Source organism: Dyadobacter sp. (genome assembly GCF_039919315.1).
Taxonomy (GTDB): Bacteria; Bacteroidota; Bacteroidia; order Cytophagales; family Spirosomataceae; genus Dyadobacter.
Genome location: NZ_JBDSFX010000024.1, coordinates 12,435 through 27,318, shown reverse-complemented (window position 1 = coordinate 27,318; position 14,884 = coordinate 12,435). Strand labels below are relative to the sequence as shown.

General features: G+C 45.7%; 9 protein-coding genes. 3 read left to right on the top strand and 6 right to left on the bottom strand.

The annotated features are described in order from the left end of the window. Positions 1–6: 6 nt before the first annotated feature. Both ABIO93_RS07060 and ABIO93_RS07055 read right to left on the bottom strand, forming a co-directional pair. Positions 7–3,087: a TonB-dependent receptor gene (locus ABIO93_RS07060; protein WP_348065885.1), complete on the bottom strand. Its 3,081-nt coding sequence runs from the start codon at positions 3,085–3,087 to the stop codon at positions 7–9. A gap of 267 nt (positions 3,088–3,354) precedes the next feature. After that, complete coding sequence (locus ABIO93_RS07055) at positions 3,355–4,986, bottom strand: tetratricopeptide repeat protein (protein WP_348065882.1); 1,632 nt, start codon at positions 4,984–4,986, stop codon at positions 3,355–3,357. A 152-nt stretch (positions 4,987–5,138) separates the two neighbouring features. On the opposite strand from ABIO93_RS07055, the gene ABIO93_RS07050 reads away from it, so the two are divergent. Further along, positions 5,139–6,404: a hypothetical protein gene (locus ABIO93_RS07050; RefSeq protein ID WP_348065879.1), complete on the top strand. Its 1,266-nt coding sequence runs from the start codon at positions 5,139–5,141 to the stop codon at positions 6,402–6,404. Positions 6,405–6,436: 32 nt separating this feature from the next. Then, on the top strand, positions 6,437–7,744 hold the full coding sequence (locus ABIO93_RS07045; protein WP_348065876.1) for a TlpA disulfide reductase family protein: 1,308 nt from the start codon (positions 6,437–6,439) through the stop codon (positions 7,742–7,744). Positions 7,745–7,792: 48 nt separating this feature from the next. Here ABIO93_RS07045 and ABIO93_RS07040 read toward each other — a convergent pair whose 3' ends face one another. After that, positions 7,793–8,161 carry a VOC family protein gene (locus ABIO93_RS07040; protein ID WP_348065873.1) on the bottom strand — a complete coding sequence of 123 codons (369 nt, stop codon included), beginning with the start codon at positions 8,159–8,161 and terminating at the stop codon, positions 7,793–7,795. Positions 8,162–8,225: 64 nt separating this feature from the next. Next, on the bottom strand, positions 8,226–8,789 hold the full coding sequence (locus ABIO93_RS07035; protein ID WP_348065871.1) for a Crp/Fnr family transcriptional regulator: 564 nt from the start codon (positions 8,787–8,789) through the stop codon (positions 8,226–8,228). A 216-nt stretch (positions 8,790–9,005) separates the two neighbouring features. Between ABIO93_RS07035 and ABIO93_RS07030 the strand changes: the two genes are divergently transcribed. Continuing rightward, positions 9,006–9,500 (top strand): ester cyclase, encoded by a 495-nt coding sequence (locus ABIO93_RS07030; RefSeq protein ID WP_348065869.1) that lies wholly within the window; start codon positions 9,006–9,008, stop codon positions 9,498–9,500. A 2-nt stretch (positions 9,501–9,502) separates the two neighbouring features. Here the strand turns inward: ABIO93_RS07030 and ABIO93_RS07025 are convergent, their stop codons facing one another. Further along, positions 9,503–12,661, bottom strand: coding sequence for a GH92 family glycosyl hydrolase (locus ABIO93_RS07025; RefSeq protein ID WP_348065867.1), 3,159 nt, complete (start codon positions 12,659–12,661; stop codon positions 9,503–9,505). Between the two features lie 16 nt (positions 12,662–12,677). Then, positions 12,678–14,840, bottom strand: a complete 2,163-nt coding sequence (locus ABIO93_RS07020; protein ID WP_348065865.1) for a chitobiase/beta-hexosaminidase C-terminal domain-containing protein — start codon at positions 14,838–14,840, stop codon at positions 12,678–12,680. Between the last annotated feature and the right edge of the window lie 44 nt (positions 14,841–14,884).

The following is a 14,884-nucleotide window of genomic DNA, read 5'->3' as shown; positions in this document are numbered from 1 at the left end:
TGAATGTCAGTATAAATTATATTTTAAACCAATGGTAGCGGTAGCTCCCGTGTATAGCGACGAATAGGTGTATTCGGGCTTGTACTGGTACCTGCGCTGGTCCTGGTTCAAAAGATTATTGGCCGATGCATAGAGAGACAATTTTGTTGTTAAAAAATAATTCACACTGGCATCCAGGTAATGTGCTTTATCATAATACACGTCTCCCTTACTATTCGTACCTAAAATTGTTATAAAATCTGATGTACTATTATAAGATAGCCTGATATTGAACTTCTTAACTTCATAGGCCAGCGAAAGATTTAAGATATCCGCGGCGGTACCCGGCAATTTTGGATCCCCTTTTTTGACAAAGATAAAATTGTGGGTGTAGTTGGAATACACCGTCAGGTTATTGAATGGTCTCGGAAGAAAAGACAGCCCCTGCTGAAACGAGAACTCCATTCCCAGTATGTTGGCCGTTCCCCCATTACCAGGCCGCGTCCGTTCCAGATTGCCATTGGATGCTTTCAATTTGTCGTAATCCGTTTTGTATGATGCGACGGTAGCCGGGTTAGCGCCCTGCTGCAGGAGCGATTCTGGCGATTCTGCGATGTCGATCACTTCACTGAATGGCACGAGGTCCCTGGACAGGATCCGGTAGTTGGTTATATTTTTGAAATACACACCGGCCGACACCAGGCCTGTATTGCCGGTATACAGTTCACCCAAGAGGTCAAAATTATTAGAAAGTGTTGGCTTAATGTCCGGGTTACCCTGGCTGATTACCTTGTCACGAACGTTTACGCTGATATATGGGGAAATATCTTTGTAATTAGGCCTTGAAATGGTACTGGTGTATGCGAACCGGTAAACCTGGTTTTTGGTAGGCGCATACCGTGCAAGAAATGCAGGCATGAAATTCAGGAACTCGGATTTGGTAGACTGTTTGGCTGGTATAAAATCAGCCCTTACATTGTAATTATAACCCTCGTATTTCACTGAGCTGTGTTCCAAACGCCCGCCCAGGATCAATGATAGTTTTTCACCAATATTCTGGGTTGACATCACATACCCGGCCGCGATCGCTTCATCGCCATAATAATTGTTACCTAATACATCCTGATAGACCCTGTTAAGCATAAAGTCTTCGGTATCGCCGTAATAACTTTTGTTCAGGTTAGAAATCCATTCTGACGAACCCGCATTGCCCACATTGTAATCCGATTCTATGTTAAGTGTTTTGCTGATATTGGTCGAATTATTGGCAAATCCAGACCAGAACGGCGCCCAACCTACATAATCCGCCACCTTGGGATTTTTACCTGCCGCAAGCTCGGCTTCATACTTGGCGCGCAGGGCCGGATCGATTTGCGGGGTCCATCTAACTCTCCGCGTAGTCTCATTATTCAGGGTCAGGCCACGGTATTTAGCACCGAATTTGAGGATGTTACTGAATTTCCCTTCCACAAGCGGGACAGCAATGTCGAGCTGGACAAGATATTGATTGGTACTCGCTCTTTTATCCGTTCCCGTGAAATTGTCCATATACCAGGTGTCGGCAGAATCTGCGCGGTACGAGGGTTTATCTTTAAGATTTTCCAGAATATTTTCCACTTCAAAGCCATTATTGGCTTTGATAAACCGTGGATTTGTATAGTCCATCTGAACACTCTTCTCATTTTCACTTTCAAGTTCCAATTCAATCACATCAGGCCTGTCGGTTACATTTTTCAGGTACGATCCTTTCCAATTTACCTTTACCTTACCCAGGATATGCTCACCCTCCAGGCCGAAGTTGATGATCTTTTGGATGATCTGGCTGCCATTTCTGTTGTTCAGACCGCCTTCAATGTGGCGTTCCAGTTCAGGCTGGTAAACAGGGTGTTTAGGATCATTGTTGACATTGAGATAGTACTCACCCGCAACATCGTCAATGTAGTCGTTGTTAGCGTCAGTGATTTTTCTGTTGCCTTCCCAACCGGCTGCACGCTGCCAATTTTTCGGATATCCAGCACCGATATCATCTACTTTCAGCGTTGATATTTTTCGCCAGTCGTTGTACTTATTGTAGATCCCGGTAAAGGTGAGCGTGTTTTTTGCATTCAATTTATAGTCAATACCAACCGTATAGCTCTGCCTGATCCGTTCCAGGTTATTTTGGACCATATTCAAAAACCGGGGCATAAAGTAAGTTTGCTGATCCACCCATTTGACATCCTCCCAGGTCGTCTGGTGATCGTCCGAGCCCAAAAACTGCTGATAGTAAGATACAGACGCCATCACGCCCAGCTTCTTGTCTTTCAAGAACCGGTCGCCATAAACTAGGTTAGCATTATAGGCAGGTTTTTGAACAATATCGCTATAACCGGTACCCGCTGTGATCGACAGTAATCTTGAAAAAGGTGCTTTTCTGGTTACCAGGTTCACTACCCCGCCAATCGCATCCCCATCCATATCCGGTGTGATGGCTTTGGTGACCTCCACCGACTGGACCATATCCGCAGGGATCGCACTGATACCGACGGCACGGTTTTCACCTGTACCCGCAATGCTCGACCCATTGATGTTGATCGTGCTTTTGGAAGGGTCTGTTCCTCGGATACTCACCAGCGATGCCTCTCCCTGGTCCAATTGTACGTAAATGCCCGGAACCCGTTTCAGCGCATCTCCGATATTCGGATCGGGAAACCGCCCTACCTGGTCCGCCGAAATCACATTCACGATCCGGTCGGAATTCTTTTGCTGATTCAGTGCTTTCAGTGTAGCACTTCTGTTTCCAGTCACCACTACCGCTTGCAGGTTATTATCGGCCAGGCTCAATTTGAAATTGGTCTTTACATTTTGTCCGGCAACAGTTATGATTTGTTTTGAAACCTCATAACCGATGTAGGTAACAGTAACATTGTAAGCACCGTTGGGCACATCAACTAATGCATAGTTCCCATTTTGATCCGAAACCGCTCCTCGTGATAACTCCTCGATTTTGATTGTTGCACCTGGTAAGCTCAGGTTGTTGTCGTCAATGATCCGCCCGGTAATAATGCTTTGGGAAAAGCTGAGGTAAGGGATTACTGACATGCATAGCAATAGTAAGATTCTTGTCATAGGTCTTGTGGAAAATTCAATTCAATGGTGAGATGATTAGTAAGTTTTGCCTGGCGATGTAAAGGTCTTCATGAAATTTAACGAAGCTAATTTTGGAAGGCTACCAAACGTCTACAAACGATTTTTACGCGTTATCAAACCGTTACAAGAGGGAAAAATTAAAGTTAAAGACCTATTAAATAGCCACTTACAAATCAACCGGATCGCCATTATCTTTATGTTAACAGATTAAGAAACGGTTAACGGGAAGGCAAAACAGCGGTCGAATCAGAGATTGTGAACGAATTTTTGAAGACTGGCATCCTCCGGCAATTGCAGCTTTTTGCGTAACCGGTACCTGGTTGTCCGCAGGCTCGTTTGGGAAATGGCCAGCATGGTAGCGATGTCAGCAGCGTTGAGGTTCATTTTGAGGAGCGCCAGAAAACGCAGGTCCGTGGTGGTAAGCAGCCCCGAATGCTTCATGAGTTTTTCGAAAAAGTCTTGATGAACATACTCGAAAACAACCCGGAAATCTTCCCAGCTTTTATCCTGGTTGCTGTTGAAGCTGATAAACTCCAGCAGCTGTTTCATTTCCCTTCGCTGGTCGCGTTTGTCATCCTTCACCAGGGAGGCAAGTTTGTTTTTCAGCTCTTCCAGCACCTCATTCTTTTTGATCATGTGCAGCGTAATGCTGGTCAATTCCTTGCTCCTCAACTCCAACTCGGCCTTCAAACCTTCCTGCTGCAAATGCCTGTTGCTCAATTCCAGTTCCATGGCCTGTTGCCGGCTTTCATACAAGGCCTTGCTGTTACGGATCTTCAATCGCTGCCGGCTTAGCAAGCTGATACCCAGGAAAGTAGCCAACAACCCGATTACAAATAGCGAGATGGTCACAGTCTGGCTTAGCCGGTTTTTGTTTTCAAGTTGCTCGATCTCATTGTCTTTCCGTTGAACGTCAAAAAGGGTTTGAATAAGGTTCAGCTGCTTCTCACTGTCTGTATTATAACTTTTTGAATAGGCCAGTCTTGATTTTTCGCTGTAATAATAAGCGCTGTCAAAACTTCCCAAATGCTCAAAAGTTTTGGCCAGGTCGCGGTGCGCGCTGCTAAGCTGACGGTTATCGTGCAGGCTGGTCGCCATTACCTCGGCTTTTTTGCTATAAATCAATGCCTGGTGATAGTTGCCAATTTTACGATAAGTGTCCCCAATGTTGTTCAGCACTGCGGCCAGCTCGACGACGGCAGGTCCTTCCCTGTACATTTCCTCTGCAAGTGAGAAGTACTTCAAAGCCGTGTGAAATTTGGCTTGGTCTTCGTAAATGCTTCCAATACGCGAATAGGTGTACGCTACATGACTTTTATCATTCAGACTTTTGAATTCCGACAACGCCCGTTCCTGGTAAATGCGGGAACTGTCATAAGCTTCCGTTTGCTCAAATACCTGGCCGATATGGCCGTAGGACTCCGCCATTCCTTTACGATATGCGTTTCCCCGAAACAAGCGCAGGGCTTCGCGGAAATTTGTGAGCGCCTGCGGATAGCGTTTATTTTTGAAATAGATCTTCCCGATCCTGTTCGAATTGTTTCCGCGGTGAACAACATTCGCCTCTTTTCCAAAATTTGCATGCGCTTTGTGGTAGTACGAAAGCGCCTGGGACATCGCTCCCTGTTCAAACAGCATATCGCCGATTTGCTGGTAACATAGGGCTGCCCGGTTCAAATCTCCGTATTTCAGTGCCCGATCCAAAGACTGCCTGATCTTGATGTAAGCAGAATCAGGCAGTGCTAAACGGCCAGGCCTAATTTTGCCATCCGCGAAAGCATTAGAACAAACCCCAGGCATCAGCGTCGTACCAAGCAACAAAAAGAGGAAAGTCGAAAAGTAAATGATAGCAGATAAGAGGTACTGTCTTGAAGGCATAGCGATTTGGAATAACCTTCAAAGGTAAATGTGCAGTATTAACTGGCTTTTAAGGATTAATTAACATTTAGCTGGAAATGGCCGGACTCCTATCCAACCTTACTGACCATTTTGGCGTCTTTAAAGCCTAAAAACATGTTAATGACTTGGCCATGAAACGTTTACTTCTAATATTAATTCTGGCTACGCTCTCGAACTCGTGCAAGGAAAAAGCGATTGATCCCTCCAAACGTGTGCGACCAGTGTCTTTGAAAATTACTACCAGTGCTGCTAGCTATGATCTCAGCTGGGAAGAAATTCGAATCGTTTGCATTACCACACCCTGCCCTGATGTTGCGGATGTGGAAGCTGAGAAATATGAAATACAGTTCTCCGACAGTGAGTTGGGGCCTTTTCAAGCTTATAAAACCGTCGATGCGGGGCAAAAATCGATTAGCATTCCGGTCGCCGTACCAGGTGAGCAGTTAGTAGCCCGCATCATATCTAAGGCCGAAGGAGCGCCGCCAGTGAACTCGAATCCGGTTATGGCCACGAAAGGGTTTCTATCCCAGTCTGCCTATTACCCGGCATTTGGGACTTCCGGGGATCTGACGGGTGGGGACGTAACGCCGGACGGCAGGAAGGCGACGTATTTTTCATTCATAGAAGAAGGGCCGGGCCAGTCGGTAAGTCCGCTGCATGTGGCGGAATTGGAATATGAACGGATCGTTTCTACAAAACTCGTGACGCGACAGGGCCGGACAGCGAAATTTTCAAAGGATGGGCTGCAACTTGCCTATTCAGCCGAAACGGAGAATGGGCTGATCATTTACGATATTGTCTCTGGACGCAAGCAAACCCTTCCGGTCACCAACGCTGGCAAAATACAAGGTCTGGAATGGTCGCCCGACAGCAAGTGGCTAGCTTTCCTGACGGCATCCGATGAAGAATCCCGCCTATGGAAAATAGCAGTATCAGGTGGCGCCGCAATACCATTGACACCTCCATTGTCTGTTCGCCGGGCAAAACATATTCGACAAGCCGACATTGACTGGTCGCCAGACGGCCAATTTATTGCAACATCAACGGCCCAGACCGAAAACACCGATAAACAATGGCGTACTGCCATATCCTTTTATTCGCCCGAAGGAAATGGCGAATTGAAATATTTTGAGACGCAACCCGGCTGGATTGATACGAATCCCGCGTTTTCGCCGGATGGAAAACTGCTCGCATTTCTAAGCACACGAACAGACCCTTCTGCTAGGTCGTATAGTTTGTGGGTCAGAAGCCTGGCGACGGGCAAAGCGCGACGGATCGAATTATTACCCGGACTCATTCCTTCAAACGATTACGTACCACACTGGCTGGGAAATGAAAGGCTCATGTTCATGGCCACTCAACAGGATAAAAGGGGCTATTTTACTGTCTTTTTGTGAGGTCGGTCTCATAGGTGTTCAAAAATCAAACAATGATAGAAATTTGCAACTATATGAAGCACCATTCAAAAAAGTTGATGCTACTATTCATTGGCTTGTCTATTGCATCCATATCCAGCAGCCAAACGATAGATGTCCAACTAAGATCGAGATACGGAAAGAGCAATGTGTACTCGCATTACCTGGCAACCGGTCGAATTATGAACGTTGCTGGATATAAAGGGCTTGATACAACTAATTTTAGCAACTGGCGACTTCGATATATTAGTTTTAATAGCGTGCAGAAATTAAAAGAGATGGTGCTGGATCGAAAAATGAAGCAGATTGCATTCGTTGAATACATCCAACAGAATGCCGTCGATACAACTAACATCAGCCAGCATAAAATAGCAGGAAATACCCTTGCGGTGTTTGTTGGATTCAATGAAAAAGGCCGCAAAGTAGTGATCGCTGATGCCAACAATGACTCCAATTTTGTTGGAGAGCGACAATTTATTTTTGATCTGGACAGTGCGAAAAAGTTTCCGGTTATCGATTTAAGCTTTGATTACATTCAAAATGATACGATCAAAACCGCCACAATTCCCTTGACGATAGATGTTTACGACGATGCCAAGAATCCCGATATATCGTTCATAAAGGAGTTTTACCATGAAGGAAATTTTGTCAGAAACAAAAAAAAATATGTAGTTCAAATATCCGATGCATATTATGGACTATACGACCATGTTCCGGTGAACATTAATGTACGAGACGTTCCGGTTGACTCACTGACCAATTACAAATACATTCATGATTCATCGGATGAAATACCTGTCGGGGACTACGAATTTTACAAATTAAAAAACCTGACCAAAGCGGCAGCCTCATTTGAACTTGTCAGAAAAACAGAGGGTAATGTCGCGAAAATCAACTCTGCAGCACCGGATATCAATTCGCTCTCATTAAAAACCGGAGATGAATTCCATCTCAAAGCCATGCTTGGAAGATACGTCATTGTGAATTTCTGGGGCACCTGGTGCGGTCCCTGCATCAAGGAGATTCCCTATCTGAAACTACTACATCAAAAATACAAAGTCAAAGGAGTAGAGCTGTTAAGTATTGCATATGATCAAAAAGCGGATTACGAAAAGCTGCTGAGCATAATCGAAGAAAATAAAATGCAGTGGGAGCATTTATTTGCTGATAAGGGAAAGAAAACAGGAGTAACCAAGGATTATCTGGTCAATGTTTTCCCAACAAGTTTCCTGATAGGTCCCAGCGGAGTAATTTTGCTTCGCGGCGAGGGAAGTAGTGCTCTCACGGAAATTGACACGTATCTGACATTGAAATTATATTGAATAGCCGGTAATCATCGGTTCAGTACAATTTCAATGTCATACTTCTTCTCATTTCGCGAAAAACTCTCCGAAGTGCCAGAGGACGCCTGATGGATCATGTACGAAGCATTCGCGGCCCCAATAATCTACCCGAATCGGGGTCAGTCGAACGTTTTCGTACTTACTCGTCAGGTCGAGGGCGACGAGCTCGTCCCAGAAACGGTTCACATCGTCCACTTCCAGGAAAAGCATGGTGTTGTCGATCCAGTCCTTGACATATGCATCTTGCAGATAAAACCCCATACTCCCCGTTTTGAATAAGGACATATCAGGCGACAAAACGACTTCCTGAAAACCGAGGTCCGTGTAAAAGCTTCTTGATACATTAAAATCCTTAGCGCCGACGAATGGCCTGATAGACAATGCCTTGTGTTCCATATCAATTTTCGATTTTGCAAAACCAAAAATAGAACATTGCACCGACTACTCCTCTTGATCGTAATCAAGAAATGCCCCTGGCGAGCTTCTCCCTAACCCTGCTCAATGTTTCGGGTGTGATTTTCAGGTAAGAAGCGATCATTTTCAATGGAAAAACCTGGATCAGCTGCGGACGGTTGCTGAGGATGTACTGGTATTTTTCCAATGGCGTCATTGCGTTATCAAAAAAATGCAGCTTCGATACAGCCCTTTCCAGTACTTTGTTCAGCTGCAAAAATGCCACCGACTTACCTGTGAGGTAATGCAGGGTTTCTAGGCTCAATTCTAAAACACTAGCATCGTTAAATGCTTCCACGTCACATTCAGATGGTTTTTGGCTAATGAGGCTGGTGTAGTTGAACAGCCATTCATGGTCAAGATGCAGGTCAAAGACGTCGCGTTCCGTTTCCGAACCTGTTTTATATTGATAAAAAGCCCCTTTCAAAATGAAAAACAGAGACCTTGCCACCTCTCCTTTCCGAAGCAGAACTTGCCCTTTTTCAACCTGACGAACTTTTACTTCCTTCTCAAAAAGCTGGAAGTCCTGGTCGCTGTAACTCCCGGTTGCCCGCAATATTTCCGAAAACATAGGTGAATAGGTGTAAATAAAGCAACCGTAAATCAATGATTTTTTACAATGATCGCGTTTCTCAATAGCTCAATTTTGTATTAACAAAAACAGAGAGCGAATATGAAATCAATGATCATTGCAGGAATCGTTCTGTCTGGGGCATTACTCTTTGAAGTGCCTTCATTTGGACAGAAAAAAACAAATCATTCAACTACCCATTTAAATAAGGAAAAAATGAGCGCCATTCAAATTTCAGAAAAAAACAAAGAAACCATTGCAAGCCTGTACAAAGAAATCCTGAACAAAAGGCAATTTGAATTGCTGAACGACATCGTTGCAGACGACTATACTAATCCACAGGGAGAAAAAGGGGCATTGGCGTTTCAAAAGCCATTGAAATCATTGATAAATGCATTGCCCGATGCGCAATGGAAGGTGATTGACCTTATTGCAGAAAACAATAAAGTGATCGTCATTCAACAGTTTACCGGAACCCACACTCAGCAGTTTGAAACTGTCCCTACTCCCGGCCCGACCATCGTCAATTTTCAAAATATCCCTGTTACCGGCAAATCTGTTATTAATAACGGAATTGGTATTTATGAATTTAGTAACGGAAAAATCGTTGCTTCACGGGTGCAGACTGACCGTCTTGCTTTTTTACAGAACCTGGGTGTGTTACCTACTGACCTGACGTCATTCACTCCGTCAAAACCAGGTGTCAAATAGGTCTACTCATTCTTCGTCCCCCATTGCTTATTAGGCTTAGGGCCCATTTCCAACACTAGCGAACCACCTTTTAAAAGTTCGGAAGATTTAAACCAGAAGGTTTTCAGAGGGGTACCATTCAATGTTGCACTTTGTACATAAACATTTTTGCGGGAGGTATTTTTGGCCTCAATTGTAAAAGTTTCACCCCGCCCGAAAAGCTTACCCAGGTCGATGACAGACTTTTTAAACATTGGGCTTCCAATTTCATAGATCGGGTCAACGCGGGTACCGCCGTCGGTCTGGAAAAGTCCGAGGGTGGTCATCACAAACCAGGCGCTCATTTGGCCCTGGTCTTCATCGCCGAGATATGCATTGGAAACTTCGTGACCGTAATATCTGTCCACCACCGAGCGGCTCCATTTCTGTGTCAGCCAGGGCTTTTTAACCCAATTGAAAAGAAACGCAAAATGCATCGACTGCTGATTTCCCTGCACAACCGGATAGTCCCAATATTGATCATTGGGGCCATTGTAACGCCATTTCACACTTTCCTGGAAACCCCAGGAAAGTCTTTTTACAAACACCTTTTCCCCGATCGTTTTGGCGAGGCCCGGAACATCCTGTGGAACAAAAAAGGTCAGCTGCCAGGCATTTCCTTCAACATAATGGTGATTTGCGCCTGATTTGAACGGATCGAACTCGGCCAGCCAATTACCTTTTGCATCTTTCATCCGGGCAAAGCCAGTTTTCGGGTCAATCACATTTTTCCACCAGTTGGCCCTGTCACCGAATGTCTGATAATCTGCCGTTTTATTTAATGCTTTTGCAAACTGGGCGACCGTGTAGTCGTCGAAACTATATTCCAGCGAATTGGAGAACCTGCCTTCATCATAAGGCACATAGTGATGTTTCAAATAGGTAACCAGGTCTTCGTTCCCAGCCCGCCCGCCGCCAATTGGCTCAGCAGCTGTGGTTTGCATCTTATGAACAGCCTTATAAGCTTTCTCCACGTCATAGCCCCTAATACCCATTTGATAGGCCCCTACGATCAGCGGTACCTCGTGCTCCGCCACCATGACCGGGATGTACTCCATGCCAGCCGGGCCTTTTGCCAGCCAGCCTCCACGGTCGTACATCGCAAGCTGCGACTTCACCCAGCGGTTAGACCATTCGGGAGTAACGAGATTCCAGAACTGGTTCAGGTTCCAAAATGTATTCCAAAAAGCGTCACATCCCAGAGCGACATCGTCTTTATTTTCAAATTTATTGACCACTTCATCCGCATCACGCCAGCTCCCGTCCACATCACTGAATGTGTTCCTGCTCGCCAATGAGCGGTACATATTGGTGTAAAAGCGCTCTTTTTCGCGCTTGTCGTTGCTCGATATGGCCACCCTTCCAAGCAGGTCATTCCATACTTTTTCCTGGTTGTCCCTTACCTTGTCGAAATCCCAGTTGAATGGATCAGAAATTTCAGTTTTTAAATTGAGTGCAGCATTTTCGACGCTTACATAGGAGATTCCTGATCTTACCTGCACGACCCTGTTCACTTTTGTATCAAATTCAAGAAACAATCCTGCATTTTTGGCACTATCTGCGGAAAGGCTGGTTTGCTGTGTTATTTCATCATTTAACCAGACGCCGTAGTTTTGAATAGGCTGGTCAAATTCGATTACGAAATGTACCTTATACTGCTGATCGATCCCGCCCGACCATACATTGCGTGAAAGCTGGTCACTATAACCCTCGATCCGCTGCGGGCTGACCTTATCAACCTTGATGTTCTTTAACTTGTAGCCGTACTCGGTGGGAATCTGAAGATCGACCATGACACGACCTACGTCGCTATTTTGGTAAGTATATTTTTGAAAAGAAGAACGCGTGGCTGCCGTTAATTCCGCGGTAATGTTGTGATCCGTCAAATTCACCTTGTAGTAACCCAAAGGCGCCTCCTCCGTACTTTTGTCGATTCGGGAGCGGTAACCTCCGTCGGGGTTGTTCTGATCACCCATTTTGATCTGCAACGCTCCTGCGGTAGGGAAAATACCGAGGCCCGTCATGGTCCATTCGTGAATGTGGCTGAATGTACCGATCGATTCAAATGTAGGATCATAACCCGCCTGCCAGCCGCCATTCTGATTGTCTGGGCTTAATTTTACCATTCCAAAAGGCATCCACGGACCTGGCGCGATCATCCATCTGGAATGTCCCGCACCGAGCATGGTATTGACATAACCCGCCGGCGTTTGAAGTTTCTTCTTGGCACGGTCAACCTTTCCCGAACTGATCAGCCTCTTATCTGCAAAAATTTCAAATGTTCCTGAAACCGGCTGACTGACAGCAGGCATCGGAGCTTCCAATGTATATCGGCCTTGTTCTATTTTTTCGGTTAAGATCAGGTTACCGTCCAGTTTGACTTCGAGTATCGGCTGCCCTTTAAGCTGAGTAACATCCACTAGCAGCGGCTGTACCAGACTTCCGTCTACATTAACTTCGTACTCCGCCGCTTTCACATTGCGGAGTAAAACCTTACCGGGAGCAGCCAATGTGGCCTGCGCCGGACCGTCGAGTTTCACCTGATCAAATGCTAACCACCCGCCTTGCAGCGTTGTCATCACAATTTCATTGATCCCCGTTTTGATCAGGTCTGCGGGAATGTCAATTTTAACGAGCTGCTCTTTGGGATTGGCAGTAAACCTGCCCGGATCTTTAAAACTGGATCCTTTTGCCAGCTGGAACTCCCACGATTTACCATTGACCAAAACTTTAAAAAATGGCGCCGAAAGCGAATCCGTTTCCAGAATATCAACCAAAAGCTCCCATTTACCAGAAGCTGGTTTGTCCTTGATATCAAATAAAACAGTCAGAAAATGTGACCTGATGCCGGAAGTGTTGCCTGTACCACCCCAGCCATTTACCGGCCCGGGCAACACATAGGGCCAGTTTTTCTTACTATTGGCATGACCAATCAGAAAAAAATTGTCTTCATAGCCGAAATCCTTTTCCAGAAAACGCTTGAACTGATCCGGCGCCAAGGCCATGCCTGACGCGGAATTATCGGCCTCCCCGATCTTCCATATCGTTTTTTGCTGACCGTAAGTTTGCTTTACAACTAAATTTAGGATTAGAAAAAAGCAAAATGCTTTTGCAAAAAAACGGAGACCGTAGTGTTGAACCATTTGATTTCGGGATTATTTAATTCACAAGCACCTCGTCCACAAACACCCAGGCCTTTTGCCCCTTGCCTGCATGCCACTCCGGTAATTTGGCCAGTGGCTTGGCTATTACTTTAATGCAGCTCAGCTCCTGAGGTTCGAATGAGGCTTCATAAACCAGGTTCTGGGCACCGGCCATATCCTTCGCAGGTACTGTCTCGGTGATTACTTTGAGCAGTTTAAGCGACTTTTCATTTGCACCTCCCCATACTTCAATCCTGGTAGGAGGAAAAATAGAGCTTCCGAGGTTCCGAAGCATGCTAAGGGTAACATTGGCCGCCTTGACGGGTTTTTTGAAGAACAAATAGCTTTGAAAGTCATTTTCGACATAACCCAGCCAATTCCCGCTAACCCGCTCTGTATCTCCTACCTTCCCATCGGAAATCGAGGACGCGCCCTTGGCTTTGTAGCGCTGGTCCACCGGTGTGATCAATTGTACACTGTCAATATGGTAGCCTGCTTTGAAGAAATATTTATCCACACCGCTGCTGCCGTACCATCCGGTTTTGAACGCTTTCGCTTTCAGGTCTACGTTTTTGGTGATAGGAATCGGTTTATCGTAAACCAACGATTTCGCGCTGTCGGGCTCGGTGCCGTCCAGGGTATATCGAATGATGGTACCGGCGATCTGATGTTTTAGGGCCACCGTTCCGTTGTTGGCAACGAGTTGATTTTCAGTTACAATGATCGGCGCATTGAGTGCAAGGATCAGCGTATCGCTCCGGAAACCGGTTTCAAATGTAATTTTCTGTCCTTTCTTCAAGGACGCCAGCTCCTGTGTGCTCAGACCGGTACTCCATATATACACCCTTTTCAAAGATGGTATACCTTCCAACGATTTCATGTGCGCCATTTTGACCGCAGTACCACTTAGCGAAAGCTCGCGAAGGTTTTTTAGTTTTTTCAGCTCGCCCAATGTCGCGCCTGAAATATCGGTGAAGTTCAGGATCAGCTTGCGGAGTTCGGGAAAATTGGCCAGTGTTTTAAGGTCTTCATCTTTCAAAGGCATTTTACTCAAATCCATCGAAACGATCTGTCCTTTCAACGGCATTAATCCCTCAATATCTTCGCTTTTGAAATTGGCTCGGTTATAAAAATTCACAAACAATGCCGGCGACTCGGCTGACAATGGTTTGATCAGTCGGTAAGTAGTGTTCAGTTTTTTGACCTCGTCCGCATCGGCAGCACTGAAATCGTATTGTTCTTCTGTCCGGTCACCGCCTAATACATTTTGCGCATAAGCATATACCGGATTTTGCGGAGATAACGAGCTCACCAGCTGGTCAAAACGCGACCCGCCTTTGACCCATGCGGCCAGCAGCACTATCTCTTCCTCAGTCAGCTGCACTTTTCCACGTGGCGGCATGTGTTTTTTGTCGTCCAATGGTAAATGCAACCTGCTGATCAGAACGCCGAGATCGGCTTTGGTGGTATCCCAAAGTATTCCTCCTTTACCCCCTTTGGTAAGCAATGCCTGCGTCTGGATCTGCAAACCTCCTTTGGCTTTTTCCTCATTGTGGCAAGAGAGGCATTTTTGTTCGAGTACAGGCCTAACCAGATCATTGAAAACCTTGGCTTCTTCAAAAGCGACCTTAGGGCTTTCGTCCTCGGATGGTCCCAGCGGTGAAATCAAAAAGTCCTCACCATGCGTCAGGTTCCCACCCAAATGACCTCCGACAAAAAGTAAAACCAAAAACGAAGCCGCAACTACTTTCGAAGTTAACTTCCACGGTTCTAGATACTTTCGCGATCCATACCAGATAACACTGGTCAGTGAAATAGCGATCCCCAGCCATTTATGCCACTGTAATGTATCAGATTCGTAACCATCTTCTTTGGACAAAATGAAACCTGAAAATGCCGCAACCACCGCAGTAAGCGTACCAATGATCAGTAAACTGTCGGCCAGTTCCGCATTCCAGCGGGTGGATTCGGGCTTTTCGACGACCACTACCCACAAACTATACAGTATTAACACAACCAAAGGAAAGTGTAAAACCAAAGGGTGCATTCTTCCCACCGCCTGCATCCAGATCGGGACGGTAAAGCGGCTTTCAAAAAGCAAAAGAAATACGAGTAACCCGTTCAGGAAGAAGGCTAAATTGTAAATCAGCCCTTTCCAATCTGACAAATATCTGCGCACTGTATTAGAGGTTAATTCTTGATTTATACTTGCCACGAATACAC